Genomic DNA, 25,294 nt, shown 5'->3' with positions numbered 1-25,294 from the left:
GGGCGCGATACCTGTGGGAGTGAGCTTGCTCGCGATCTGCCGGGTACCGGCAGCAAAACCGGTAAATGCGTTCTATCAGACAAATCACGGAGGCTGATTCACGACGGCTTCGCAGCCGATCGCGAGCAAGCGCGCTCCTGCATGGGAACCTGCTGTCAAAGCGGTCAATCAGGCATGAGCAGTCTGCCTTGCGGGCGTTCGAAGGTGCGTTTGCCGCGTTTGTATCCCATCAGGGGCGGGCTGATTTCGGCGATCACGGCGGCGGGTGAGGGGGCGTCGAAGACGATGAAGTCGGCGTGGCAGCCGGGCGTCAGGCCGTAGTGTGGCAGACGCAGCAGCCGCGCTGACTCGGTCGATACCCACGCCAGGCATTGCAGCAATTGCGCCACGGTGCCCAGTTGGCTGACGTTGGCGAACAGGTTGGCCTGGCGCACCAGCGAGGCGTCGCCGTAGGGCGTGAACGGGTTGCCGATGTTGTTGGTCGAGACCGAGCAGGTCACGCCGCAGGCATGCAGGTGCGCCAAGGGTGCCAGGCCCCTTGGCTTGTTGTGAAAGTGCTCGCGAGCGGTGAGGAACAGATCGGTGCTCGGCAGGCAGGTGACCTGCACGCCGACTTCGGCCAGCCGGATGCCCAGTGCGATCAGGGGCTCCATTGGCAGGGCCGACAGCTTGGTGACGTGGCCGATGGTCACCCGGCCGCCCCAGCCGTGGCGCTCGGTGCACAGGGCCACGTGGTCGACGGTCATGCCTTGCGGGTTCAGGTCGAAATCCAGATGCAGGTCGAGGTCGCAGTCGTACTCGACCGCCAGCTCGAACAGCCGGTCGATCTGGCCCAGCGGGTCGCTGTCAGTGTAAGGGCAGCCGCCGAGCACGGTCGCACCATTTTCCAGTCCATGGCGCAACAACGCTTCGGTGCCGGGATTGTTCAGCATGCCTTCCTGCGGAAACACGCAGATCTCAAGGCTCACGGCCCACTGGTAATCGGCTTGCAGACGACGTATCGCGTTGAAGCCGATCAGACCGATCTGCGGGTCGAGTTCGACGTGGGTGCGCATGTGCGTGGTGCCTTGCAGGATGGCCTTGTCCAGCACCTGCGCGCCGCGTCGATACACATCTTCTTCGGTGAATCGGGCCTTGGCGGTGCGGGTCTGCTGCACCGCCTCCGCCAGGGTGCCCGCTTGCAACTGGCAGCGTTGCATGATGCAGGCCTTGTCCAGATGAATATGCGTTTCCACCAGCCCCGGCAGCAATAGCCGACCCTCAAGATCGAGCGTCTCGCGCAACGTCGCATCGCCGCTGAAGGCCTCGACGAAATGGCCGTTTTCGACGAGCAATGTGGACAGCCCGGGATCATTGCCGACGCGGGCGTTGTGGATGATCAGCGCGCTCATGCCGTGACCCCTTCGCCCAGGTAGGCAGCCGCCAGTTCGGTGTCCTCGCGCAGTTGCGCAGCGCTGCCGGATTTGATCACCTGGCCGGTTTCCAGCACGTAGGCACGATCAGCGACCTGCAGGGCGAGGTTGGCCATCTGGTCCACCAGCAACAGCGTCACGCCCTCGTCGCGCAGCGCTGCCAGCGCGTCGTACAACTCGCCGATCATCGAGGGCGACAGGCCGAGCGACGGTTCGTCGAGCAGCAGGATTTTCGGTTTGGCCATCAGGCCACGGCCAACCGCGACCATCTGCTGTTCGCCCCCTGAGAGCAGTCCGGCGGGGCTGTCGATTCGGTCACGCAGGCGCGGGAAGCGCTGCAGGATAGCCTCGATTTCGGCATCGGCGTCGACCGTGTCCCGGCGCGAGTAGCTGCCCAGCAGCAAGTTGTCGCGCACGCTCAGGTACGGGAACACCTGACGCCCTTCAGGTACCAGCGCGAGGCCTTGACCGGCAATGCTGCTGGCGCTGCTGTGTTCGATGTTTTCGTTGTCCAGCAGAATGCTGCCGCCCGAAGCGCGATGCAGGCCGGCCAGGCACTGCAGAATGCTGGACTTGCCCGCACCGTTGGCACCGAGGATCGCCACCAGCTCGCCCGGATTGACCACCAGATTGACCTTGTTCACCACCGGCGCAGCGCCGTAATCGATGACCAGATCCTTGACGAAAAGACGTGCGTCGTGACTGCCGTCCCACTGGGTTTCCCGCGGGCTGGCCTGATAATCGGTGCCGCCCAGATACGCCGCGATGACGCGCTCGTCCTGCTGCACTTGCGCCGGTGTGCCCACGGTAATCGGCTTGCCGGCGTCGAGCACCAGCAGGCGTTGCGACACCGACATCACCAGCGCCATGTCGTGTTCCACCAGGATCACCGTCAAGCCGAACGCCGACAACTGACGCAACACATCGGCCAGCGCGTCGGTGTCCCGGCGACTCAACCCGGCTGCAGGTTCATCGAGCAGCAGCACCGACGGCGCGGTGGCCAGCGCGCGAGCGATTTCCACCAGGCGACGGTCGACGTGGGGCAGGTCTTCGGCCGGAATGTTCACCGCACCGCGATAACCCACGAGTGCCAGCAGATCCAGCGCCAGTGCCCTCTGCTGCGCAGTGGCGCGGCTGAAAATGAAGCCCAGACGGCCTTTTTGCATGGCCACCAGCACGTTGTCCAGCACTGACATTTCGCCAAACAACTGGGTGGTCTGATACGTGCGGGCAATCCCGGCGCGAGCGGTTTTCCAGGCTGGCAGACCGGCGAGCGGCTGATCGAGGTCAATCCGGCCGCTGTCAGGCCTGTAGAACCCGCTGATCATGTTCAGCACCGTGGTTTTGCCGGCGCCGTTCGGCCCGATGATGCTGGTGATGCTGCCAGCCGGTGCATGAAGGCTGACCTGCTGCGCCGCTTGCACGCCGCCGAAGCGAATGCCGATGTCGCGAATGTGCAGACCTTCGCGGTGCGGGTGCCCGCCCAGATAATCGGCCAGGCGCTTGGGGTCGATCTGCTGGGGAGGCGTCAGCGGTATTGGCTTGATCCAGCGCCGGGCGAGGGCGCCCAGCAGACCATTTGGCGCAATCCACAGCACGATCAGCAACAGGACCGAGAAAATCAGCAGCCGGTATTCGGCGAAATCCGACAGCAATTCAGGCACCAGGACGATGAGCAAAGCCCCCAGTACCGGGCCGAACAGCGTGCCGCTGCCGCCGACGATCACCGCCAGCACGAACAGGATCGACTGCGAGAAAGGGAACGACTCCGGGTTGATGAACATCAGCAGCGGCGCCAACAATGCACCGGCCAGCCCGGTCAGCGACGCCGACAAGGCGAATGCCAGGGTCTTGCTCAACACTGGGTTGAACCCCAGCGAGCGTGCCGCGATTTCCGACGCTTTCACCGCGCGCATCGCCTTGCCCCAGCCGCTGTGATGCAAGCGCTGATAAAACGTCAGCGCGGCGATCATCAACCCTGCGGCAATCAGTGCCAGCAGGATCGAGGGGTCGATTCCGGCGAACTCCGGCAGCGGGATGCCCATCAGGCCGTTCGACCCACCGGTGACGTCGCGCCACTCGATGAGGCTGTGATGCACGACGAACGAGAAGGCGATGGTGATCATCGCCAGATAAGGCCCGGTCACCCGCAGCGCCGGAATCGCCAGCAGCGCACCGACGCCGCCCGCCACCAGCCCGGCAGTCGGCAACGCCAGCCACAGCGGCAGCCCGGCCAGGGTCATCAGCGCGCTGACGTAGGCGCCGATCGCATAGAACGCGATGTGGCCGAAGGAAATCTGTCCGCTCAGACCGATCAGCACGTTCAGGCCGACACCGACCACCGCGGCCAGCGCGCAGAGGGTAAAGACCAGTAACGAGTAACTGTCGAGCACGAAGGCCGCCGCCACGCTGAACAGCGCCAGCGCCGCAATGGAAACAGGGCCGAGGAGGGTTTGCAGGTTTTTCATACTTTCACCAGTGCCTTGCTGCCGAACAGGCCGTCAGGGCGGATCGCGAGCGCCAGAATCACCAGTGCAAAGGTGAAGATCTGAGTGAATGCCGAGCCGAAATAGAGCGTGATCAGCGCCTCGGTCAAGCCGAACAACAGCCCTGCAGCGAAGACGCCTCCGGCACTGGAAATGCCGCCCAGAATCGCGACGGCGAAAGCCTTCAGGCCGAACAACATGCCCATCTCCGCGTTGACGCTGAACAGCGGCGCGATCAACAGGCCGGCAATGGCGGCGAAAATGGTCGAAACGGCGAACGCGATGGCGACCACGCGATTGACATTGATGCCCATCAGCATCGCCGCGCGCGGATTCTGTACGCAGGCTTCCAGCACTTTGCCGAGACGGGTGTGGCGCCGCACCAGATACAGCGCCAGCGCAATGGCCGCGCCAATCAGCGGAATCAGGATTTGCAGCGCGCCGATGTCGTTGCCGAACAGCTCGACCTTGAGGTTGACCAGGCGGCTTTCGAACTGACGCGGCTCCTTGCCGAAGGTGAACAGTGCCAGGTTGTCGACCAGGATTCCGCCCGCCACCGTCGCCATCAGCCAGGCTTGCGAGCCTCGGCTGTGAAACGGGCGCACCAGCCAGCGTTCGATGACCAGCCCGTACACGCCGCTGAGCAGCAGGGTCAGCGGCAGCGCCAGCCACAGCGAAAGACCCCAGGTGATGCACAGCGTGTAGCCCACGACTGCGCCCACCATCATGGCGCTGCCCTGAGCGAAGTTGACCGTGCGCGAGACCACGTAGGTCAAGTGGAAACCCAGGGCGAGCAGGGCGTACATACTGCCCAGGCCCAGGCCTGTGACAATGGCGGCGGTGAACATGGCGAAATCCTTAGTGCTTGGAAAAACAGCGTCGACAGCGCCGACGCCGAAGACATGCCTGGCGGGTCAGGCCGCTGCCTGGGTCACGGCTTGAGCGGAACGATCTGATCGCCCTCGAAGTGCGTGAACACATAGTCGTCCGGCCCGAGGGCGTCATGCTTCTGCGCGGTGAACGGCTGGGTGTAGTGCTTGATCAGGCCGTCGTAGTCGGTGATCGCATAGAAGCCGTCGCGCACCGCCTTGCCCTCGGTGTTGCCAGCTTTCTCGATGGCCAGCGCGCTGAGGTGCAAGGCGTCGTAGGCGTTGGCGATCCCTACTGCGGGCGTCACGTCGGCCAGGCTCTTGATCTGCGGATAGGCCGCCTTGAGCGACGCGAGCAGGGCGTCGCCCCTGGCGTTGTTGTGCTCGGTGAATACGTACGTCTGGATGAAATGCACGCGCGAGGCACCCGGACCTGCCAGTTCACCGAAGCGCCCACCGGCCGGGCCCCAGTGCGACACCACCGGCACGTCCCAACCCATGCGATCCAGCGATTTGACCACTTGCGCCGACGGGCCGACGTTGCCTACCAGCAGCAGCGTGTCGGCGCCTGCGTTTTTCAGCCGGGTCAATTGCGGCACCACGTCCAGATCGCTGTCCTGAATGCGTTCGACGCCGGCGTTCTGCAGACCGCGTTTTTCCAGCGCGCGTTTGAAACCGGCCTCGTTCGACTCACCCCACGGATTATTGATGAGGATCATGCCGGGCTTTTTCATGCCCTGATCGACGCCGTACTTGACCAGCGCTTCGTCCACAAGCTCATCGACTGCGGATACGCGAAACACATAGTTATCCGCCGCGCCGTTTTCAGTGATCTTTGTACCTGCCGCCCAGATGCCCATGAACGGGACTTTCAGCTGGTTGGCCAGCGGCACGATCGCCAGCGACACCGGGGTGTCCAGGCCGCCGAACAGCACCGTGACTTTCTCTCGTTGAATCAGCTCGCGAGCGGCCAGCATGCCCTTGGACGGATTGCTTTCGTCATCACGGCGCACCAGCTCAAGCGGGCGGCCCAGCACGCCGCCGTGGGCGTTGACTTCATTGATGGCCATGGTCAGGCCGCGAGTCAGTGCTTCGCCGGACTTGGCGGACTGCCCCGACAAGGCGGCCACCAGACCGACCTTGATCGGTGGTTCGGCCGCCTGGGCGCCGCCACCGATTGCAAGGGTCAGCGTTAAAGCCGCCGCCACTGGGAACAACAGACGCTGCATGTTTGGAAGCCGGAATGACATGGGTGATGCTCCTGATTGCTAGCACTTGTAAAATTATTGCTAGCAAGTAGGATGCCAGTCCAAGCCTGGCCCGAATGCCTGCGTTTACCGGGAATAGAGCCAGCAAACACGCTCCAGATTAACGCACGGTGCACCACGTGAAGGCACGGTCAGGTTCATCGTCATATCAAGTGAAAGGGGGATCAGTGATGTCTGAAACGAATGAAGCGGTGCAGATTGTTAGCAATTTTCTCGAGGCTTCCATGGCGCCGGATCCGGTTCGAGCCGCCACGTTCATGAGCCACGATGTGAAGATCACGTTTACCGGTGGCCGCGCGATGCCGGACCCGCTCGCCATTACGGCATTCAACGGAGCACGCTACGCGTGGGTCAAGAAAGCGCTGGGCAATTTCGACTGGATGGACCGGGGCGATCACACTGTCGTCTACTCCAACGGCACTTTGTACGGGGAGTGGCCGGACGGCCGCAGCTTCTCGGGCAATCGTTACCTCGACCGCTTTGAAGTGCGCGACGGCAAGATCACCCGCATGGACGTGTGGAACGACAGTGCCGAGTGGATGCTGGCGCCGGAAATCGCCAAGGCCTGACGGTCACTTTATCCCGCGTGCGGATGGAACGGTGGGCGGTGGCGTTTCCGAGTCATCGCCTGCCGACGAGTGCTGATAACGGACGACTTCACAGCCGCGACGGTCATGCCAGGGAGACGGGTGATTTCGTCGGCAGAAAAAAGCAAGCGCTTGCGTGAATCGTTTCAGCTGTTCTAGAGTGTTTCAACGTAATTCCCGAGCGTCACCCGAACGAGGTGGCCAGGCATAAAAACAAGAAACCTCGGAGATACCCATGAACAGCTCGTCTGCTCTGCTGCCGCGTGTTTTTTCTGCAACTGCCGCATCCGTCACACGCCTCCCAGGCGCTCGACCATGAGCGCAATCCTCGCTGAACACCCCGTGCCCGTGCTGGAAATGAACGCCATTTCCAAGACCTTCAACGGTCTGCGCGTGCTCAAAGACGTCGCGTTGAAAGTCTACGCCGGAGAAGTCCACGCCCTGATGGGTGAGAACGGGGCGGGCAAGTCGACGCTGATGAAAATCCTCTCGGGCGCGTATCAGGCCGACGCCGGCGGCGAGATCCGCATCGGTGGCCATGCGCTTGCCGCGTTCGACCCGCTGACTGCCAAGGCGCGGGGCATTGCGGTCATTTATCAGGAGTTGAGCCTGTGCCCGAACCTGAGCGTCGCTGAAAATATCTACCTGGGCCGTGAGCTGCGCAGTGGCTGGAGCATCGATCGCAAGGCGATGGAAGCGGGATGCGTGGAGGTACTGGCGAGACTGGGTGCGGATTTCAAACCCTCGACCCGCGTCAGCGTGCTCTCGATCGCCGAACGGCAGTTGGTGGAGATCGCCCGGGCACTGCACGCCAATGCCCGGATTCTGGTGATGGACGAGCCCACGACGCCGCTGTCCTCACGGGAAACCGACCGCCTGTTCGCCCTCATCAAGCAACTGCGCGACCAGGGCCTTGCGATCATCTACATCAGCCACCGAATGGCCGAAATCTACGAACTGTCCGACCGCGTTTCGGTGCTTCGCGATGGCGAATACGTCGGCATGCTGCAGCGCGACGGGCTGTCGGCCGAGGCCCTGGTGAAAATGATGGTGGGGCGCGACCTTTCCGGTTTCTACAAGAAAGAACACGCCGCCTATGACCCCGGCGCAGTGGTGATGCGCGTGCGCGACATGGCCGACGGCCAACGCGTCAAACCGTGCAGTTTCGACCTGCACGCCGGTGAAGTGCTGGGTATCGCCGGGCTGGTCGGCGCGGGCCGGACCGAACTGGCGCGACTGATTTTCGCTGCCGACGCGCGCACCTCGGGCACGCTCGAAGTGGCCGGCAAAGTCGTCGAGCCGCTGCGCAATCCCACTGACGCCATACGTGCCGGTGTGGTGTATCTGACGGAGGATCGCAAGGCACAAGGGCTGTTTCTCGACATGAGCGTGCGCGACAACATCAACGTCTGCGCCTGCGTGCCGGACGCTCATGCCGGTGGCGTGCTGGACCGGGGGCGCGGCGCGCGGCGTGCGCTGGAGGCCATCCGCGCGCTGTCGATTCGCGTGGCGTCCGGCAAGGTCAACGTTGGCGCGCTGTCCGGTGGCAATCAGCAAAAGGTGCTGCTGGCGCGCTTGCTGGAAGTCAAACCCCACGTGCTGATTCTGGACGAGCCGACCCGTGGCGTGGACATCGGCTCCAAGTCCGAGATCTACCGGATAATCAACGACCTGGCGAAAGCCGGCGTCGGCGTCGTGCTGATTTCCAGCGAGCTGCCGGAAATCATCGGCACCTGCGATCGCGTGCTGATCATGCGTGAAGGGCAGTTGGTGGCCGAAGTCGGCGGCGCCTCGGGGCACGCGATTTCTCAGGAACGGATCATCGATCTTGCAACCGGGGGCGAGCAGGCACCCGGCCTTACAGACACCGCACTCCCACAGGGACGTGCAACAGACTTCAAAAACTCTAAATAACAACAATAAGGAGGCCAGGCCATGAGTCTGACCCTGGAAAACTCGCCGCGGGTAGACGCTATCAGCCGGCGGGAACGGGCCAAAGAGTGGATGCGCACCCTCGGCATGTTGCCGGTGCTGGTGTTGCTGCTGGTGGGCTTCGCGCTGATGACCGACAGCTTCATGACGTGGCAGAACCTGTCGATCATCACCCAGCAGGCTTCGGTCAATGTGGTGCTGGCGGCGGGCATGACCTTCGTGATTCTCACCGCCGGCATCGACCTCTCGGTGGGGGCCATTCTCGCCGCGTCGGCGGTGGTCGCGTTGCAGGCCTCGATGTCGCCGCAGTACGGCATGCTCGGCATCTTCGCCGGGATCGGTTTCGGCCTGTTGCTGGGGCTGGTCAATGGCGGCCTGATTGCGTTCATGCGCCTGCCGCCCTTCATCGTCACGCTGGGTGCGCTGACGGCGATGCGCGGCCTGGCCCGGTTACTGGCGGACGACAAAACCGTGTTCAACCCCGATCTGCCCTTTGCTTTCATCGGTAACGATTCGGTGCTGGGCGTGCCGTGGCTGGTGATCATCGCCGTGGCCGTGATCGCGATGTCATGGTTCATCCTGCGCCGCACCGTGATGGGCGTGCAGATTTATTCGGTGGGCGGCAACCCCGAGGCGGCGCGGCTGTCCGGCATCAAGGTGTGGAAAGTCCTGCTGTTCGTCTACGCGCTGTCCGGAGCGCTGGCCGGACTGGGTGCGGTGATGAGTGCCTCACGGCTGTTCGCCGCCAACGGCCTGCAGTTGGGGCAGTCCTACGAGCTGGACGCCATCGCCGCAGTCATTCTGGGCGGCACCAGTTTTACCGGCGGCGTCGGCACCATCGGTGGCACGCTGATCGGTGCGCTGATCATCGCGGTGCTCACCAACGGGCTGGTGCTGTTGGGCGTGTCGGACATCTGGCAGTACATCATCAAGGGCATCGTGATCATCGGTGCCGTGGCGCTGGACCGTTATCGTCAATCCGGTGCGCGGACCTGATGCACGCTGCCGACCCTGAATTTCAAGCAACCGCCGCGACAATAATCACAAGAGAGCAATCATGAACTTCAAACGCCTGTTTCCTGCTGTCGTTTCTCTTTCCTTCGCAGCCTTGCTGTCCCAGGGCGTCGAGGCCCGCGAGCTGAAATCCGTCGGCATCAGCCTGGGCTCGCTCGGCAATCCGTACTTCGTGACCCTGGCCGACGGCGCCAAGGCCAAGGCGCTGGAGATCAACCCCGGTGTCAAGGTCACCTCGGTGTCCGCCGATTACGACCTGGGCAAACAGTTCTCGCAGATCGATAACTTCATCGCCGCAGGCGTCGATCTGATCCTGATCAACGCGGTGGACCCCAAGGCCATCGCCCCGGCCATCAAGAAAGCCCAGGCCGCGAACATCAAGGTCGTCGCTGTCGATGTCAGCGCCACCGGGGTGGACGCAACGGTGCAGACCGACAACGTCGAAGCGGGCAAGCTGGCCTGCCAGTTCATCGTCGACAAGCTCTCGGGCAAGGGCAACGTGATCATCGAAAACGGCCCGCAAGTGACGGCCGTCACTGATCGCGTCACGGGTTGCAAATCAGCGTTCGCCGCCGCGCCGGACATCAAGATTCTCTCCGACGATCAGGACGCCAAAGGCTCGCGGGACGGCGGCCTTAACGCGATGCAGGGCTACCTGACGCGCTTCCCGAAAATCGACGGCCTGTTTGCGATCAATGATCCGCAGGCAATCGGCAGCGACCTGGCGGCCCGGCAGTTGAAACGCGCAGGCATCATCATCACGTCGGTGGACGGCGCGCCGGACATCGAACATGCGCTCAAGTCCGAGTCCTCGATTCAAGCCTCGGCCAGTCAGGACCCGTGGGCGATGGCCCAGCAGGCGGTGGTGATCGGCAACGATCTGCTCAACGACAAGAAACCCGCTCAAGCCGTGACGCAGCTGACGCCCAAGCTGATCACCCGCGACAATGTCGGCAGCTACACGGGCTGGTCGAGCAAGCACTGAAACGCCGCGCTGAGGGGGTGAACGCTGTGGTCAGGATGGAGGATGTGGCGCGCCTTGCGCGGGTGTCGACTTCGACGGTTTCCCACGTGCTCAACGGCACGCGCAAGGTCAGTCCGCAGACCGTCGAAGCGGTGCAGCAGGCCGTGCAAGCGCTGGGTTACATCCCCAACACCCTGGCCCGTTCGCTCGCCCGCTCGCGCACCAACACCATCGGCGTGGGGATCTCGGCGCTGTCGAACCATTACTTCAGCGAGACGGTGCATGCCATCGAAACCGAGTGCGCGCGGTACGGCATCATGATGCTGTTCGTCGACACCCATGACGACCCCGAGCAGGAACTGCGCGTGGTCACGGCGCTGCATCACCGGCGTGTCGACGGGATCCTGCTGGCGCCTTCGAGCGATCCGCAGCGCGCGGCGCTGGCGTATCTGCAGGCCAACGCCATTCCCACCGTGCTCGTCGACCGGCTGGCGACCCAGGGCTTCGACCAGGTCGGCGTGGAGAACCGCCAGTCCACTCATGCGCTGGTCAGCCATCTGATCGGTCATGGCCATCGGCGTATCGGCATGATCGCCGGCCATCGAGGCCTGAGCACCACTGAGGAACGCATCGAGGGCTACCGGCAGGCGCTTGCCGATGGCGGTTTGCGCTTCGATGACGCGCTGCTGGTGAACGGCGAATCCAACAGTGAATCGGCGCGTCTTGCAGCGCGTCAGTTGCTGAGCCTGGATGAGCCGCCGAGCGCGATCATGGCGGCGAACAACCTGATGACCATTGGCGCCATGCACGCGTTGCGTGACGCCGGAGTCGGGGTGCCCGAGCAGATGGCGCTGGTGGGTTTCGACGACTTCGACTGGGCCGACTTTTTTGTCCCGCGGCTGAGCGTGATCGCCCAGCCGGTGCATGAACTGGGCGCGCGGGCGGTGCAACTATTGCTCCAGCGCATCGACCACCCTGATGGCATACGCCTGTCCGAGCGGCTGTCACCGACGCTGCGTATCCGAAATTCGTGCGGATGCCCTTGAGCGCCCGCCACAAGGAATTGAACACCCATGAACCAGGCTGTTTCTCTGGGCATCGATCTGGGCACCTCCGAACTCAAGGCCATCTTGCTCGACGCCAGCGGCGCGATTCTGGCGCAGTCGGGCGAGCGGGTGAGTGTTTCTCGCCGCCAGCCGGGCTGGTCGGAGCAAGACCCGGCGCACTGGTGGCACGCGTGCCTGGCCGCGCTGGCACGTTTGCGCGACAGTCAGCCGCAAGCCTGGCAGCGGATTGCCTGCGTGGGCGTGTCCGGGCAGATGCATGGCGCAGTGATGCTCGATGGCGCAGGGCAGGTGTTGTACCCGGCCATTCTGTGGGACGACTCCCGCGCCGTGGCGCAGGCCGCCCAACTCAACCGCGATTACCCGCACTACGCTGAAGTGACCGGCAGCCTGGCGATGGCAGGGCTGACCGCGCCGAAGTTGCTGTGGATGCGCCAGCAGGAACCGGAACTGTTCGCGCGGATCGACTGCGTACTCTCACCCAAGGATTACCTGCGCCTGTTGCTGACCGGCCAACGTGTCAGTGACATGTCCGATGCCGCGGGGACCTTGTGGCTGGATGTGGCGCGCCGCGAGTGGTACGAACCCATGCTGCACGCCACCGGCCTGACCCGTGAACACATGCCGACGCTGCTGGAAGCGGATCAGCGCTGCGGCACCCTGACCCGCGAGGCCGCTGCGCAGCTCGGGCTGCCGGTCGGTCTCGCCGTTGCGGCCGGTGGCGGCGACAATCCCGTTTCGGCAGTGGCGATCGGCGCAATCCAGGCGGGCGATACGTTCGTCACCCTTGGCACCAGCGCGGCCATCGTCGCCATTACCGATCGTCCCGCTGGCAACCCGGCGCAAGCGGTGCACAGCTTCTGCCACGCGCTCCCGCAACGCTGGTACACCATGGGCGCCATGCTCGCAGGCGCCAGTTGCCTGCGCTGGGTGACGCGTCTGCTGGGCCAGCCGGATGAGCAGACGTTGCTCGAACTTGTCCGGCTCGGCCTGCCAGCGGACCGCCCGGTGCCGATTTCCAGTCCGGTTTTTCTGCCGTATCTGGCTGGCGAGCGGACGCCGCACAACGACCCGTTGCTGCGTGGCGGCTTCATGAATCTGGGGCACGACAGCACACCCGCCATGCTCGGTTATGCGGTGCTCGAAGGAGTGGGTTTTGGCCTGCTGGACGCGATGAACGCGTGCGTGTCAGCGGGTGCGACGGTCAACGCCTGCGCGCTGGTCGGTGGCGGTGCGCGCAGTGACTATTGGGCGCAGCTGCTGGCCAATATCCTCGACCGCGAGGTGTATACGCTGGAGGGCAGCGAGCTGAGCGCCTGCATCGGCGCGGCCAGACTGGGCTTTCTGGCGATCGAGCAGGGGGAGTTGCTGCAGCAAGGCATGCCGGTGAAAGCGCGCTATCGGCCAATCGCCGCGACCCAGCCTGCGCTGCGCGAGCGTTACGCGAAGTTTCGCGGGTTACTGTCCGCTGCGCAGGCGCTGCACGGCTAAGGCGCGGGCGCGATCAGCCCCTGCGGGAATCGACTGCGACCTTAATGCACCGCCCACGAGCGTGGAGCCGGGGTGTGGGTGAACTTGGAGATGCCTTTGACCCAGAACCGGCGATGCGGGGTCTGGTCCGGCGGCAGCAGCGGCTGCGCCGACCATTGGTGATGACGCTTGGCCTCTTCGCGGTAGGCCTTCCATTCCATGGCTTCTGCGGTGTCCTTCGCCGCACGTTCGTCATCGAACCAGCCAAGCACTGAAACTTCGCCCTGATCGCGGCCGTGTTCTACCAGCAGAAAAATGTTGTACATGCCTGTGCCTTTTGCTTATCAAGTCCGGCCCGAATGCGGGCTCTACTGATGGCTTATCGACAGTCGAGCGGAAAAATTGAGGTCGCCACGTTCACCTGCTGACCGACGGCGCCGCACGCCAGAGCCTCCGCGCAGCGGACGGTCGATCATTTCGGCAGCGGCGTGAGGATCTCGGCGTTGTCGTCCAGCAGGATGAAGACCAGCAGTTTCGCCGGTTTGCGGGTGCTCGCGTTTCGCGATTCATAGTGTTTCGAACCGGCCGGCTCGTACCACGTTTCGCCAGCCTTGTAGGTGGTCGCCTTGCCCTCGTTGACCCGGGAAATGACCGCGCCTTCGAGTACGTAGGCGATCGCGCTGCCGCTGTGGCTGTGCGGAATCGAGACCTGTCCGGGCTGATAATCGACCGTCAGCACCATCGCCTTCTTGCCTGGCGCATTGAGCATCGGGTGGCTCTCCAGCACGGTGACTTTTTCCTGTCCGGCGTCATGGGCCAGCGCGCCGAGCGGCAGCCAAAGGGCCGCGCAGGAGAGGGCGGCAGCGAGCAGTTTCAGAGCGTTCATGATCGGTCCTGTGAATGAGAGTGACAGCCGACACGTTAGGCCTGGCCAGGCACGGGTCACACTCCCAATCTGCGGAAAGATCGTTAGGCCAATCAGCTTGCGCTCAAGATCAGAGGATGGAGATCGGGTAGTCGACGATCAGCCGAAACTCGTCCTGATCACCTTCGGCCTGATCGGCATTCGCCCGATGCCACGCCTGACGGACGCGAAAAGACAGATCCTTCGCGGGCCCGTTCTGAACCACATACTTGGCTTCCAGGTTGGTTTCGTGATGCTTGCCGTTGTCCCCGTAGCCGTAATCACGATAGGGGCTGTCGGCGGCCATCTTGGTGCCATCGATGTCCCAGCCGTTGACATAACGGGCCATGAAGCTCAAACCCGGTACGCCGTAGGTGCTCATGGAGAGGTCATAACGTGCCTGCCAGGATTTTTCGCCCGGGCCGTTGAAGTCCGAATACTGAATCGAGTTGGCGAGGAAAATCGAGTCGCCTGTGGTGCCAGGCCCATTGTCACCGAACGAGACATAGTCGAACGGCTCGTCGCCGTGGACGTTCTGGTAGGCGAGGGTGAACGTGTGACCGGGCATGAAATCGTAGGCGGCGGCGAGGGACCACGTGGTGTTGTCGATGCTGCCGGCCTTGGCCTGGCCCTCGTCCGTGGTGCGGTAAATATTGAAATCGAAGGTCAGTGACTGCTCGGCGGGCAGTGCCAGCACGTAGTTGGCGTTGCCGTAGTACTGACGCCAGACGTCTTTGAATTCCGAGCCATACAGCTGGAAGGAAAGGCTGTCGTTGACCGAATATTTGCCGCCGACGAAGTCGACGCTACTGGTGGTCACGTCGGCATACGCGGCATAGAGTTCGCCGCTGGAGCGGGTGTGTTGCGGGCCGTTGCCGGCGGTGAAGTGACCGCCTTCCAGGTCCAGTCCCTCAAACTCACTGCTCTGCAGGCTGAAGCCGGTGGCCGTCTGAGGGAACAGCCGGGTGCCGCCAGCGGCGAAGACAGGCGCAGTGGGCTGCATCGTTCCCCATTTGAGCTCAGTTCTGGAAATGCGCGCCTTGAGCGCGCCGCCCGCCGTGGAGAATTCGTCCTCGGGGCTGTCGCTGCTGTCCACCGGAATGTTGCCGGTGCCAGAGTGTCCGGCGCCTCCGTCCAGCTTCAAGCCATACCAGCCGTAGGCATCGACGCCGAACCCGACCGTTCCCGGCGTAAAGCCGGAGCTGAAGTTGGCCATTGCTGCCTGAGACCAGTCGCGCTGGTCATCGGCACCGCTCTTGCCGTTTCGGTTGAAGTAGTAATTGCGCAACAGGACGTCGAAACCGGCGTCTTCGACGAACCCTTTGGCGTCGGCCTGATCACTGACGAAGGGTTCTGCTTCTACTGATTGGACATATCCAGCCGAGACCGCCAGGGCAATCAGGCTCAGAGTCATCACTCTCATAATGGCATTACCTCTTGGGTCTTTGAGGCAGTTCGCTATTACACGAGTGGCAATAGCACCAACTTGCCCGCAAGACGCAAAGGATAATCCCTGTCAGACGCTTCGCCAGTTCATGGGCGCAATCGGTCCTCCAATCGGGGTTTTTCTGACGATTGGTTTAGTAAACAGCCAATTATCGCCAATCGTTAAAGTGGAAATTCAGATTGTCACGGGTGGCTCATGTCAGCGCGCACCGGGCAAGTTGCATCGCTCCGAGTCGCTGTCGAAGGCAACATGCCGGACGAAGCGGTTGCTCAGTAATCCATTCAGGCCCTCGTTGCTGGGTTGAGCGAAATGCGCGTTCATCGCCTGACAGGACTGCCAGCAGACGTCGATGGTCCACAGATCATGATCGAGGGCGTCACGATTGAGCACGCTGGACACGCAGCCGGGGATCGATGGCAGGCGTTCGACAATCGACGCCAGGTAGGCGCCCAGTTCTTCCGATCGGCCATGAGCCGCATAAATACGTACAGTGTTCTTGGCTTCCTCGGTCATGCAGGATGTCTCCGTCGCAACAGGTTCGGGGGCGTTAGAAAGGGGCAGGGCGATACGCAGCTCTCAATAGTAGCGTCACTCGCGGATTTTTCCGCCTGGCTGGCACATGATTTCCAGCGCGTTGAGGGTAGGGCGCAAAGGGGCAAGCGGCCAATGACCAATCCGGGGAATCAGCAGCAGACCAATTCAAGCAAGCGAAGAAGGGAAACGGGGCGGGAGATGGCGTTCGTGAGAACGCATCTGGAGGGCGTGATGCTCACGAAAATGCGGCTTGTCTACTGTGGTCATTCAGAGTGACTACAGAGAACAAGCCGCACTTGAGAGGCACTTGGTTCGACACACAGTGCCAAGCGCTCGAACAGGGTGTCAGGCGAAAAAGACAGCCAGTCTGCGCGCTTTATTCACGGGCTGTTACTTGCTGCCCGAACCACCCGAGCCGCCCGCACCACCTGCGCCGCCGCCGCTGCCGCCCATGCCGTTGCCGTTGCTCATGCCGCCGCCTTCACCCGTAGCGCCGTTGCCGTCGCTGCTGCCCATGCCTTTGGTGCCTGGGGTCGAGCTGTTCGGGGTCTTAGGCGTGCCATCCGTGTTCGGGCCGGCGCTGCTAGGACGCGGGCCAGTGGTGCTGTCCGGATTGGTTGGACCGGTAGACTCGGCGGCGAACGCAGATCCAGTTGCAACAGCCATCAGGCCGGCAAGCGTCAGGGCAGTCAGTTTAGTCTTGATCATGATGTGAATCCCTTTGTTGTCATGGATACACATTGGTCCGTCGTCGCTGTGCAGAGGTGCATTCTTGCCGACAGACGGTCATCAGACCCCCAGCGTCATGCCGCGCCTCGCCATCAAGCCGAACGCCGCGCGCTGACAATGCCATGTTCCAGCATCGTCGCCAGAAACACATCGATTTTGTTGCGCAGATGATCTTCCATCAGGGCGCGCAGTTTTTTGCTGTCGCCTTTTTTAAGGTACGTGAGCATCTGTTCATGTTCGTTGATCGCCTGCTGCCATCGGCCCGGAGTCGGGTTCAGGCGACGGCGTACATGGCGCAGCCGGGCGTTGAGGTTATTGAACATCTCCGACAGCACTCGATTGTCTGCGACGTCGAGGATTTTCAGGTGAATCTGCTGGTTGAGGCTGAAATAACTGCTCAGGTCGTTCTGCTCATGGGACAGGCGCATCGCAGCCTGCAAGGCCTCCAGTTCGGCGATGTCGGCCGCCGAAATCTTCTGACAGGCCTGTTCCCCCGACAGACCCTCCAGCGCCGCCAGCAATGTCAGCATGTTGGCCGCTTCTTCCAGACTGACGCTGGCGACTTTCGCCCGACGGGTCGCGGAAATCTCCACCAGCCCTTCCCGGGCCAGCATCTTGATTGCCTCCCGCAGCGGGGTGCGTGACACCGCAAGCTGCTCGCACAAGGCACGTTCGGACAGCGGGGCGCCGGGCATCAGGTCTCCGCTGATGATGCGCTCCCGCAACGCGGCATAAGCCGCCTCGTTGATGTTCGCCAGATTGTTGTGTTCGGACATCAAACCTCTCCATCGGTATCCCGGATCCGCCCGCTGCGCTGTCGGCACAGGCCGCGACGATTATCCCGGTGAATCGGAAAATTATCTACGCGAGTTGCCGCTTGAAGAGCCTGAGGCCCGATTCACGTGAACTGCAAGGCAGATGCGTTTCGTCCACTCCCGCTGATTTCTCGCAAAAAGCACTTGCGTCGCGGAAAGCAAAGTCTATATTTGGGATACCAAACGCACGAAATGGTATCCCAAAAATAATAAGGTGCTTGTATGAATACGCATGTTTCGCCCGACTCCGACGCTCGCAGCCAGCACGAGCGGCCCGCTTCCGAAATCCTCCTCCTGCGTGACGGCAACCTCGCCACAGTCGTGCTGAACCGTCCTGAAAAACTCAACGCCACCACCTTATCGATGTGGAAATTGCTGGACGACACCCTTCGCCAGCTGGACGCCGACGACTCCGTGCGCTGCATCGTCATTCGTGGCGCCGGCACCAAAGCATTCGGGCCGGGCAACGATATTTCCGAGTTCGAAACCCATCGCGGCAATCAGGCACTGGCCCGGCACTACGGGCCGGTGATGCACAGCGCACTGCGCGCGATCGCCCAATGCCGCCATCCGTTGGTGGCGATGATCCACGGCATCTGCGTCGGCGGCGGCCTGGGCATTGCGTCGCTGTGCAACATCCGGATTTGCGGCGAGTCGAGCCGTTTCGGCGTACCGGTCAACAAGCTCGGTCTGGCCATGGCCCATGACGAGATGGCCGGGCTGATGCGCATTGCCGGCCCTGACGTGACCCTGGAAATGCTGCTGGAAGGCCGTGTTTTCGGCGCTGCCGAGGCATTGCACAAGCGCATCGTCACCCGCGTCGTGGCGGATGCGCAGGTGGAGGAGCAGGCCATGGAAAGCGCCCGTCGCATTGCCGACGGCGCGCCTCTGGTCGCCCGGTGGCACAAGCAGTTCGTGCAGCGCTGCACTGATCCCGCACCGCTGACGGCGCAAGAATACGACGAGGCATTCGACTGCTTCGCCACCGAGGATTTCCAGATCGGTTACCAGGCCTTCCTGGCCAAACGCACACCTGTTTTCGGAGGTAAATGAAATGGCCGGTCCCTTGCAAGGCATGAAAGTCATCGAGCTGTCGCACATCATGTCCGGCCCTATCTGCGGGATGATGCTCGCCGACATGGGCGCCGACGTGATCAAGGTCGAGAAAATGGACGGTGACGATTGCCGCCGTTTCGCACCTGTTCTGGAACACGGCGAGTCCGCCTCGTTCATGATCCTGAACCGCAACAAACGCGACATCGCCTTGAACCTGAAGACCGATGGCGGCAAGGATGTGCTGCGGCGCATGCTGGCCGACGCGGACGTGGTCACCGAGAACTACCGCAAAGGCACGATGGAAAAGCTCGGGCTGGGTTATGACACGCTCAGGCAGCTCAATCCCGGGCTCATCTATTGCTCGGTGTCCGGGTATGGACGCACGGGGCCGTATGCCGACAGAGGCGGTTTTGACCTGATCGCGCAAGGTTTGTCGGGCCTGATGAGCGCGACCGGTGAGCCGGGGCAGGCGCCGATCAAGGCAGGCTCGCCGATTGCCGACATCAACGCCGGCATCCTCGCGGCGCTGGGCATCGCCGCCGCCTACGCGCACAAGCAGAAAACCGGGTTGGGTCAGGTGGTCGATACCTCGTTGCTGGAAGCCGGCTTTCAGCAGATGTACTGGCCTGCGGCGAATTATTTCTCCGAGGGCGTGATCCTGCCGAAGATGGGCTCGGCCAACTCCACCAGCACGCCGTATCAGGCGTTCCGCACTCAGGATGGCTGGATCAACATCGGCGCGGCGAACCAGGGCAATTACGAACGCTTGCTGCAGGTGCTCGACGCGCCACACATCAGCGAAGACCCGCGTTTCGCCACCAACGTGTTGCGCATGAACAACCGCGAGGCGCTGGTTGCGCTGATCACCGAATGCCTGGCGCAAGACACCACTGATAACTGGGTCGCGCGGCTGGATCTTGCCGGCCTGCCGGTGGGCGCGGTGCTGGACATTTCGCAGGCGGTCGAGCATCCGCAGATTCTGGAACGCGAGATGATTGTCGAAACCCACCATCCGCTCACCGGCGCGGCGCGCAGCATTGCCTTGCCGATCCGCTTCTCGGAAACCCCACGACACGTCAGCCGACCGTCACCGCTGCTGGGTGAGCACACCCTGGAAATCCTTGCCGAGTACGGGTACGACACCGGCCAGATCGCCGAGCTGCGGCGAGAGGGCGCCATCCTCGAGCTCTGAACCCTGATAAGCGCATTGGTGTGAACAACTACAAAAATAACGCTGAGGATCGCAATCATGAGCAGGCTAAAAATAAAGGCCACTACCGTCGTCATGATGATGCTGTGCCTGATGTACTTCATTACCTACGTCGACCGGGTCAATGTCAGCACGGCGGCGGGGCAATTCAGCAGCGAACTGGGGCTGAGCAACACGCAACTGGGTTTCATCTTTTCTGCGTTCGCGTACCCGTACATGGTGTTTCAGTTCATCGGTGGCTGGGTCAGTGATCGCTACGGCGCCAAGCGCACCTTGATTGTGTGCGCCTTCATCTGGGCGGCGGCCACCGTGCTGACCGGCATGGCGGGCGGTTTCCTCAGCCTGGTGGCTGCGCGCATGTTGCTCGGTCTGGGCGAGGGCGCAACGTTTCCGGCATCGACCAGTGCCATGGCCGCCTGGGTGTCCAAGGACAAACGTGGCTTCGCGCAGGGCATCACGCACGCCGCCGCCCGCCTGGGCAATGCCTGCGCGCCGTTGATTGTCGCCGCGCTGATGACCGCGTACGACTGGCGCTTTTCCTTTTATCTGTTAGGCGCGCTGAGCTTCGGCTGGGTGGTGTTGTGGTATGTCACGTACACCGAAAAACCAGCCGATCATCCGCGCATCACGGCGCAGGAACTGGCCGCGCTGCCAGCGCCCAAACCTCGCCGTGTCGACGCGCCCGGTACTTATATGCGGTTGTTCCGCCGCATGCTGCCGGTTTCCAGCGTGTACTTCTGCTACAACTGGATTCTCTGGCTGATGCTCAGCTGGATACCCATGTACTTCATGCACAACTACCACCTGAACATCAAAGATGCAGTGCTGTTCACTTCCGGCGTGTTCTTCGCCGGGGTGGTGGGTGATCTGCTCGGCGGCATGATCAGCGACAAGCTGCTGCGCCGCACCGGCAACGTGCGCCTGGCGCGCAGTTATCTGGTGGCGGTGTGCATGGCGTGCACCGGCCTGTCGCTGATCCCGGTCCTGCTTTTCCAGGAACCGCTGTATTCGCTGATCTTCCTGGCCATGGCGCTTTTTTTCAATGAGATGACCGTGGGGCCCATGTGGGCAGTGCCGATGGACATCGCGTCCGACCGCGCCGGTACGGCAAGCGGCATCATGAACGGCACGGCTGCAACGGCGACCATCATCAGCCCTGTGCTGGCGGGCTATCTCATCGACGTGACCGGCAATTGGACGCTGCCGTTTCTGATCTCCATCGGTGTGCTGGCTTTTGGGGTGCTGATGACCTTCACGATGAAGCCGCAAAATGCCTTCGTAGCGGACGAAAAATCGCCATCGCAAAACTTCGAAACACTTGAACCCAAAGACGCGATCGCCAAGTAAGGCGTTTCTCATTTTTGGCAAGAGCCGGGAAGGGAACCGTCGCGGCAAACGCAGGGATTGCTGTCACAAATGTGTCGCCTCAGGCGCTTTTTAGCGACTGAATGTGCCGTGAAGCGGCTGTGAAAGGCGCCGATATGGCCCGTTGATATTAAATCGTCCTGCACTAGACAACCCCCGGTTTCCTCAATGAAACCGGGGGTTTTGCGTTTGCAGGGTGTAGGTAATTGCCTACAGAGCGGCCGAGATTTTCGTGAGTGTCTAGAGACTGTCATCAAACAGAAATGTTTCGGGTTTTTAATCTGCATCGGGTCTTCAACCGGACCACACACACAAAATTCTCTTGTTGAGGTATTGCCGTGAATCTGCTGACAAAAACTCGCCTGTCACTCCTGCTGGCTTCGATGTGCCTGACTGGAATGGCACACGCTACGGACGTCACTGGTGCTGGTTCGAGCTTCGTTTTCCCAGTCATCTCCAAATGGGCGACAGACTACAGCAAGAGCACTGATACCAAGATCAACTACCAGTCCATCGGTTCGGGCGGCGGTATCGCTCAAATCAAGGCTGCGACCGTTGACTTCGGCGCATCCGACGCTCCTTTGAAAGCCGAAGACCTGCAGGCCGGCGGCCTGGGTCAGTTCCCGAGCGTGATCGGCGGTATCGTTCCGGTCATCAACGTGGAAGGCATCGAAACCGGCAAGCTGGAATTGAGCGGCAAGGTTCTGGCCGACATCTTCCAGGGCAAGATCACCAAGTGGAACGATCCAGCGATCGTTGCACTGAACAAGGACCTGAAACTGCCTGACAGCAACATCACCGTGGTTCACCGTTCGGACGGCTCGGGCACTTCCTTCAACTTCACCAACTACCTGGCCAAGGTCAGCCCGGAGTGGAAATCAGCCGTTGGCGAAGGCTCAGCCGTGCAATGGCCAGTCGGTGTAGGCGGCAAGGGTAACGAAGGTGTGGCCGCTTACGTGAAGCAGATCAAGGGCTCGATCGGTTACGTCGAATTCGCCTACGCCAAAACCAACAACATCGCCTACGCCAAGCTGGAAAACGCTGCCGGCAAAACCGTCGAGCCAAGCGCCAAGGCCTTCGCCGCCGCCGCTGCAACCGCTGACTGGGCAAGCGCCAAGGACTTCAACCTGATCATGACCAACGCCCCGGGCGCTGACGCATGGCCAATCACCGCGACCACCTGGATCATCATGTACAAGCAACCGAAGAACGCCGAGAAGAGCGCTGCTGCTTTCGACTTCTTCAAGTGGTCGCTGGAAAAAGGTCAGGCCCAGGCCGAGTCGCTGGAATACGTGCCACTGCCTAAAGAGCTGGTCAGCAAGATCGAAGACTACTGGAAGACCGAGTTCACCAAGTAACTCGATGTAATCCGGCTTACCCCTGTCATCGAGCGCTCGGTGACAGGGTTTCCTTGCGAGTGGACCCACCATGACTGAAAACACCCAATACATGTCCGCTGTGATTCCGGATGTCACGTCCGAGAGCGAAAGACGCGCGGCCCGCGATCACCGACACGACGCCTGGTTCCGGCGCACGATGCTGGGAGCGGCTCTGTTGGTGCTGCTGTTGCTGGCGAGCATCGCCGGCTCGACACTCTGGGGCGGAGCCCTGGCGTTCAAGACGTTTGGTTTCGAATTTCTTACCAGTACTGAATGGGATGCGGTCAACGGCCATTTCGGCGCGTTGGTCCCGATCTACGGCACCTTGGTGACATCCTTTCTCGCGCTGCTGATCGCCGTTCCGGTGAGTTTCGGCATCGCGATTTTTCTGACTGAAGTAGCGCCGCCCTGGTTGCGGATGCCGATTGCCTCCGCGGTCGAACTGCTGGCGGGCATTCCTTCGATTATCTATGGCATGTGGGGGCTGTTCGTGTTCGGCCCGTTCATGGCCGAAAACATGGCGCCCTGGATCAACGACAATCTGGGCGCGCTGCCGCTGATCGGTCCGATTTTCCAGGGGCCGCCGCTGGGTATCGGCATGCTCACCGCCGGCATCGTCCTGGCAATCATGATCACGCCGTTCATTACCTCGGTGATGACCGAGGTGTTCCGCAGCGTGCCGGTTGCCCTCAAGGAATCCGCCTACGCGCTGGGCGGAACCACGTGGGAAGTGGTCTGGGACATCGTCCTGCCGTACACCCGCTCGGCCGTGGTCGGTGGTATTTTCCTCGGCCTTGGCCGCGCGCTGGGCGAGACCATGGCGGTCACCTTCGTGCTCGGTAACGCCCACCAGTTCTCGGCATCGCTGATGATGCCGAGCAGTTCGATCGCCTCGGTCATCGCCAACGAGTTCAGCGAGGCCTACACCGACCTGCATCGCTCGTCGCTGATCGCGCTGGGCTTCCTGTTGTTTGTCGTCACCTTCATCGTGCTGGCGTTTGCCCGTCTGATGCTGTCTCGTCTGTCGCGCAAGGAGGGTGTATGAGCAAGGTCGATAACGAAAACCTGTACCGGGTCCGCGCGATCAAGAATGGCATCGCGATGGTCCTCAGCTGTGGCGCCACGGTCTTCGGCCTGCTGTGGCTGGTGTGGATCCTGCTGACCACGCTGGTCAACGGCTTCCAGGCACTGAATCTGCGCCTGTTTACCGAAATGACCCCGCCGCCGGGTTCGGCCGGTGGTCTGGCGAACGCGTTCTACGGCAGCTTCCTGATGTCCGGCATCGGTCTGCTGATCGGCACGCCGATCGGGCTGATGGCCGGGATCTGGCTGGCGGAATTCGCCCGCCACTCGAAACTCGGCAATGCCGTGCGCTTCATCAACGACATTCTGCTGTCGGCGCCGTCGATCGTGCTGGGCCTGTTCGTATACACCGCTGTGATCCTGCCGCTCAGCGCGGTGACCAACCATCAGGTGGGCTTCTCGGCCTTCGCCGGTGCGCTGGCCTTGGCGCTGCTGGTGATTCCCGTGGTGGTCCGTACCACCGATGAAATGCTCCAACTGCAGCCTTCGACCATGCGCGAAGCGGCGCTGGCGCTGGGCGTGCCACAGTGGAAGCTGACGCTGCAGATTGTCCTGCGGGCCGCCAAGGCCGGCGTGGTCACCGGCATTCTGCTGGCACTGGCACGTATCACCGGCGAAACCGCGCCACTGCTGTTCACCGCCTTCGGCAACCAGTTCTGGAGCAGCGACCTGCTCAAGCCGATCGCGAGCGTTCCTGTGGTCATCTTCCAGTACGCGATGAGCCCGTTCGATGACTGGCATTCCCTGGCCTGGGCCGGTGCCTTGATTCTGACCTTGTTTGTATTGGTGCTGAGCCTCAGCTCCCGTCTTCTCCTTTTGCGCAATAGGGCGTCCTGATGAATAACCTTTCCCTTGCCGACGAAAAAACCAAAATCCAGGTACGCAACCTCGAGTTTTTCTACAACGGCCATCGTTCGCTCAAATCGATCGACATGAACATTCCCGAGAAGCGCATCACTGCGATCATCGGCCCTTCGGGTTGCGGCAAGTCGACCCTGCTGCGCGTGTTCAACCGGATCTACTCGATGTACCCGAAGCAGGAAGCCAAGGGCGAAGTCATGCTCAACGGGGAAAACATTCTGGCGCCGGGCTATTCGATGAACCGCCTGCGCAGCCATGTCGGCATGGTGTTCCAGAAGCCGGTGCCGTTCCCGATGTCGATTTTCGACAACATCGCCTACGCCGTGCGTCACCACGAAAAGCTCTCGCGTCGCGAAATGGAAGAACGTGTCGAAGAAGCCCTGCGCGGCGCGGCCCTGTGGGATGAGGTCAAGGACAAGCTCAAGCAGAGCGCACAAAGCCTGTCCGGTGGTCAGCAGCAACGTCTGTGCATCGCCCGAACCATCGCGTTGCGCCCACAGGTGCTGTTGCTGGACGAGCCGACCTCGGCACTCGACCCGATCTCCACCGGCCGTATCGAACAGCTGATCACCGAGCTCAAGGAGCAGTTCACCGTGGTCATCGTGACCCACAACATGCAACAGGCCGCGCGCTGCTCGGACTACACCGCGTTCATGTTCATGGGTGAGCTGATCGAGCATGGCGACACCGACACCATCTTCACCAAACCGTCCAAGACCCAGACCGAAGACTACATCACCGGTCGGTTCGGTTGATCGACCCGGCAGTCGAGGGCAGGGACGCCGTCAACGCATGGGGCGGGAGGTGTACAGCGTGGAAACCGGCGCGCGCAGTTTCCTGACAGC

General features: G+C 62.0%; 23 protein-coding genes. 13 read left to right on the top strand and 10 right to left on the bottom strand.

Translation table 11 applies throughout. From position 1 onward, the window contains the following. Positions 1-164 precede the first annotated feature (164 nt). The 4 genes from QRN36_RS16155 to QRN36_RS16140 all read right to left on the bottom strand — a co-directional run bounded on the left by QRN36_RS16155 (position 165) and on the right by QRN36_RS16140 (position 6,017). Positions 165-1,391, bottom strand: coding sequence for an amidohydrolase family protein (locus QRN36_RS16155; protein ID WP_285424965.1), 1,227 nt, complete (start codon positions 1,389-1,391; stop codon positions 165-167). Next, the gene (locus tag QRN36_RS16150) at positions 1,388-3,880 is read right to left on the bottom strand and encodes an ATP-binding cassette domain-containing protein (protein WP_285424964.1); all 2,493 of its coding nucleotides are present in this window, start codon (positions 3,878-3,880) and stop codon (positions 1,388-1,390) included. Before QRN36_RS16150 ends, QRN36_RS16155 begins: the two co-directional genes overlap by 4 nt. Next, on the bottom strand, positions 3,877-4,746 hold the full coding sequence (locus QRN36_RS16145; RefSeq protein ID WP_093459172.1) for a branched-chain amino acid ABC transporter permease: 870 nt from the start codon (positions 4,744-4,746) through the stop codon (positions 3,877-3,879). The genes QRN36_RS16150 and QRN36_RS16145 overlap by 4 nt, the downstream gene beginning before the upstream one ends. Positions 4,747-4,829: 83 nt before the next feature. Further along, the gene (locus QRN36_RS16140) at positions 4,830-6,017 is read right to left on the bottom strand and encodes an ABC transporter substrate-binding protein (RefSeq protein ID WP_285424963.1); all 1,188 of its coding nucleotides are present in this window, start codon (positions 6,015-6,017) and stop codon (positions 4,830-4,832) included. 188 nt (positions 6,018-6,205) lie between these two features. On the opposite strand from QRN36_RS16140, the gene QRN36_RS16135 reads away from it, so the two are divergent. The 6 genes from QRN36_RS16135 (at position 6,206) to xylB (ending at position 13,087) form a co-directional block, all read left to right on the top strand. Continuing rightward, positions 6,206-6,604, top strand: a complete 399-nt coding sequence (locus tag QRN36_RS16135) for a nuclear transport factor 2 family protein (RefSeq protein ID WP_093459170.1) — start codon at positions 6,206-6,208, stop codon at positions 6,602-6,604. 333 nt (positions 6,605-6,937) lie between these two features. Continuing rightward, positions 6,938-8,536 carry a sugar ABC transporter ATP-binding protein gene (locus QRN36_RS16130; protein ID WP_285424962.1) on the top strand — a complete coding sequence of 533 codons (1,599 nt, stop codon included), beginning with the start codon at positions 6,938-6,940 and terminating at the stop codon, positions 8,534-8,536. A 90-nt stretch (positions 8,537-8,626) separates the two neighbouring features. Then, positions 8,627-9,550: a ribose ABC transporter permease gene (locus QRN36_RS16125; RefSeq protein ID WP_373568760.1), complete on the top strand. Its 924-nt coding sequence runs from the start codon at positions 8,627-8,629 to the stop codon at positions 9,548-9,550. A 61-nt stretch (positions 9,551-9,611) separates the two neighbouring features. Further along, positions 9,612-10,553, top strand: a complete 942-nt coding sequence (locus QRN36_RS16120) for an ABC transporter substrate-binding protein (RefSeq protein ID WP_285424960.1) — start codon at positions 9,612-9,614, stop codon at positions 10,551-10,553. Between the two features lie 26 nt (positions 10,554-10,579). Further along, entirely contained in the window at positions 10,580-11,578 is a 999-nt protein-coding gene (locus QRN36_RS16115) for a LacI family DNA-binding transcriptional regulator (RefSeq protein ID WP_285424959.1), read from the top strand. Positions 11,579-11,605: 27 nt separating this feature from the next. Next, positions 11,606-13,087 (top strand): xylulokinase, encoded by a 1,482-nt coding sequence (xylB, locus tag QRN36_RS16110; protein WP_285424958.1) that lies wholly within the window; start codon positions 11,606-11,608, stop codon positions 13,085-13,087. 41 nt (positions 13,088-13,128) lie between these two features. On the opposite strand, the gene QRN36_RS16105 is transcribed toward xylB, so the two are convergent. The 6 genes from QRN36_RS16105 to QRN36_RS16080 form a co-directional block, all read right to left on the bottom strand. Next, positions 13,129-13,392 carry a hypothetical protein gene (locus QRN36_RS16105; protein ID WP_093459165.1) on the bottom strand — a complete coding sequence of 88 codons (264 nt, stop codon included), beginning with the start codon at positions 13,390-13,392 and terminating at the stop codon, positions 13,129-13,131. Between the two features lie 146 nt (positions 13,393-13,538). Next, complete coding sequence (locus tag QRN36_RS16100; RefSeq protein WP_285424957.1) at positions 13,539-13,952, bottom strand: cupin domain-containing protein; 414 nt, start codon at positions 13,950-13,952, stop codon at positions 13,539-13,541. A gap of 109 nt (positions 13,953-14,061) precedes the next feature. Further along, positions 14,062-15,393: an OprD family porin gene (locus tag QRN36_RS16095; protein ID WP_285424956.1), complete on the bottom strand. Its 1,332-nt coding sequence runs from the start codon at positions 15,391-15,393 to the stop codon at positions 14,062-14,064. Between the two features lie 222 nt (positions 15,394-15,615). Further along, entirely contained in the window at positions 15,616-15,930 is a 315-nt protein-coding gene (locus QRN36_RS16090; RefSeq protein WP_285424955.1) for a putative quinol monooxygenase, read from the bottom strand. Positions 15,931-16,341: 411 nt separating this feature from the next. After that, positions 16,342-16,659, bottom strand: coding sequence for a hypothetical protein (locus QRN36_RS16085; RefSeq protein WP_285424954.1), 318 nt, complete (start codon positions 16,657-16,659; stop codon positions 16,342-16,344). Between the two features lie 113 nt (positions 16,660-16,772). Next, on the bottom strand, positions 16,773-17,456 hold the full coding sequence (locus tag QRN36_RS16080; protein WP_093459160.1) for a GntR family transcriptional regulator: 684 nt from the start codon (positions 17,454-17,456) through the stop codon (positions 16,773-16,775). 261 nt (positions 17,457-17,717) lie between these two features. On the opposite strand from QRN36_RS16080, the gene QRN36_RS16075 reads away from it, so the two are divergent. The 7 genes from QRN36_RS16075 (at position 17,718) to pstB (ending at position 25,204) form a co-directional block, all read left to right on the top strand. After that, positions 17,718-18,548, top strand: coding sequence for an enoyl-CoA hydratase/isomerase family protein (locus QRN36_RS16075; RefSeq protein WP_285424953.1), 831 nt, complete (start codon positions 17,718-17,720; stop codon positions 18,546-18,548). Position 18,549: 1 nt separating this feature from the next. Then, positions 18,550-19,743, top strand: a complete 1,194-nt coding sequence (locus QRN36_RS16070; protein WP_285424952.1) for a CaiB/BaiF CoA-transferase family protein — start codon at positions 18,550-18,552, stop codon at positions 19,741-19,743. Positions 19,744-19,800: 57 nt separating this feature from the next. Next, a complete protein-coding gene (locus QRN36_RS16065; protein ID WP_285424951.1) occupies positions 19,801-21,108 on the top strand; it encodes an MFS transporter in 1,308 nt (435 codons plus the stop codon). A 356-nt stretch (positions 21,109-21,464) separates the two neighbouring features. Continuing rightward, a complete protein-coding gene (gene pstS / locus QRN36_RS16060) occupies positions 21,465-22,484 on the top strand; it encodes a phosphate ABC transporter substrate-binding protein PstS (RefSeq protein WP_285424950.1) in 1,020 nt (339 codons plus the stop codon). A gap of 70 nt (positions 22,485-22,554) precedes the next feature. After that, on the top strand, positions 22,555-23,550 hold the full coding sequence (pstC, locus tag QRN36_RS16055; RefSeq protein WP_285424949.1) for a phosphate ABC transporter permease subunit PstC: 996 nt from the start codon (positions 22,555-22,557) through the stop codon (positions 23,548-23,550). After that, the gene (pstA, locus tag QRN36_RS16050) at positions 23,547-24,425 is read left to right on the top strand and encodes a phosphate ABC transporter permease PstA (RefSeq protein ID WP_285424948.1); all 879 of its coding nucleotides are present in this window, start codon (positions 23,547-23,549) and stop codon (positions 24,423-24,425) included. Before pstC ends, pstA begins: the two co-directional genes overlap by 4 nt. Further along, on the top strand, positions 24,425-25,204 hold the full coding sequence (gene pstB, locus QRN36_RS16045) for a phosphate ABC transporter ATP-binding protein PstB (protein ID WP_285424947.1): 780 nt from the start codon (positions 24,425-24,427) through the stop codon (positions 25,202-25,204). Before pstA ends, pstB begins: the two co-directional genes overlap by 1 nt. The last annotated feature ends 90 nt before the right edge of the window (positions 25,205-25,294 follow it).

Source organism: Pseudomonas sp. efr-133-TYG-103a (assembly GCF_030209235.1).
Lineage (GTDB): Bacteria > Pseudomonadota > Gammaproteobacteria > Pseudomonadales > Pseudomonadaceae > Aquipseudomonas.
The sequence above is the reverse complement of the archived record's forward strand: the minus strand, read 5'-3'. Positions and strand labels throughout refer to the sequence as shown.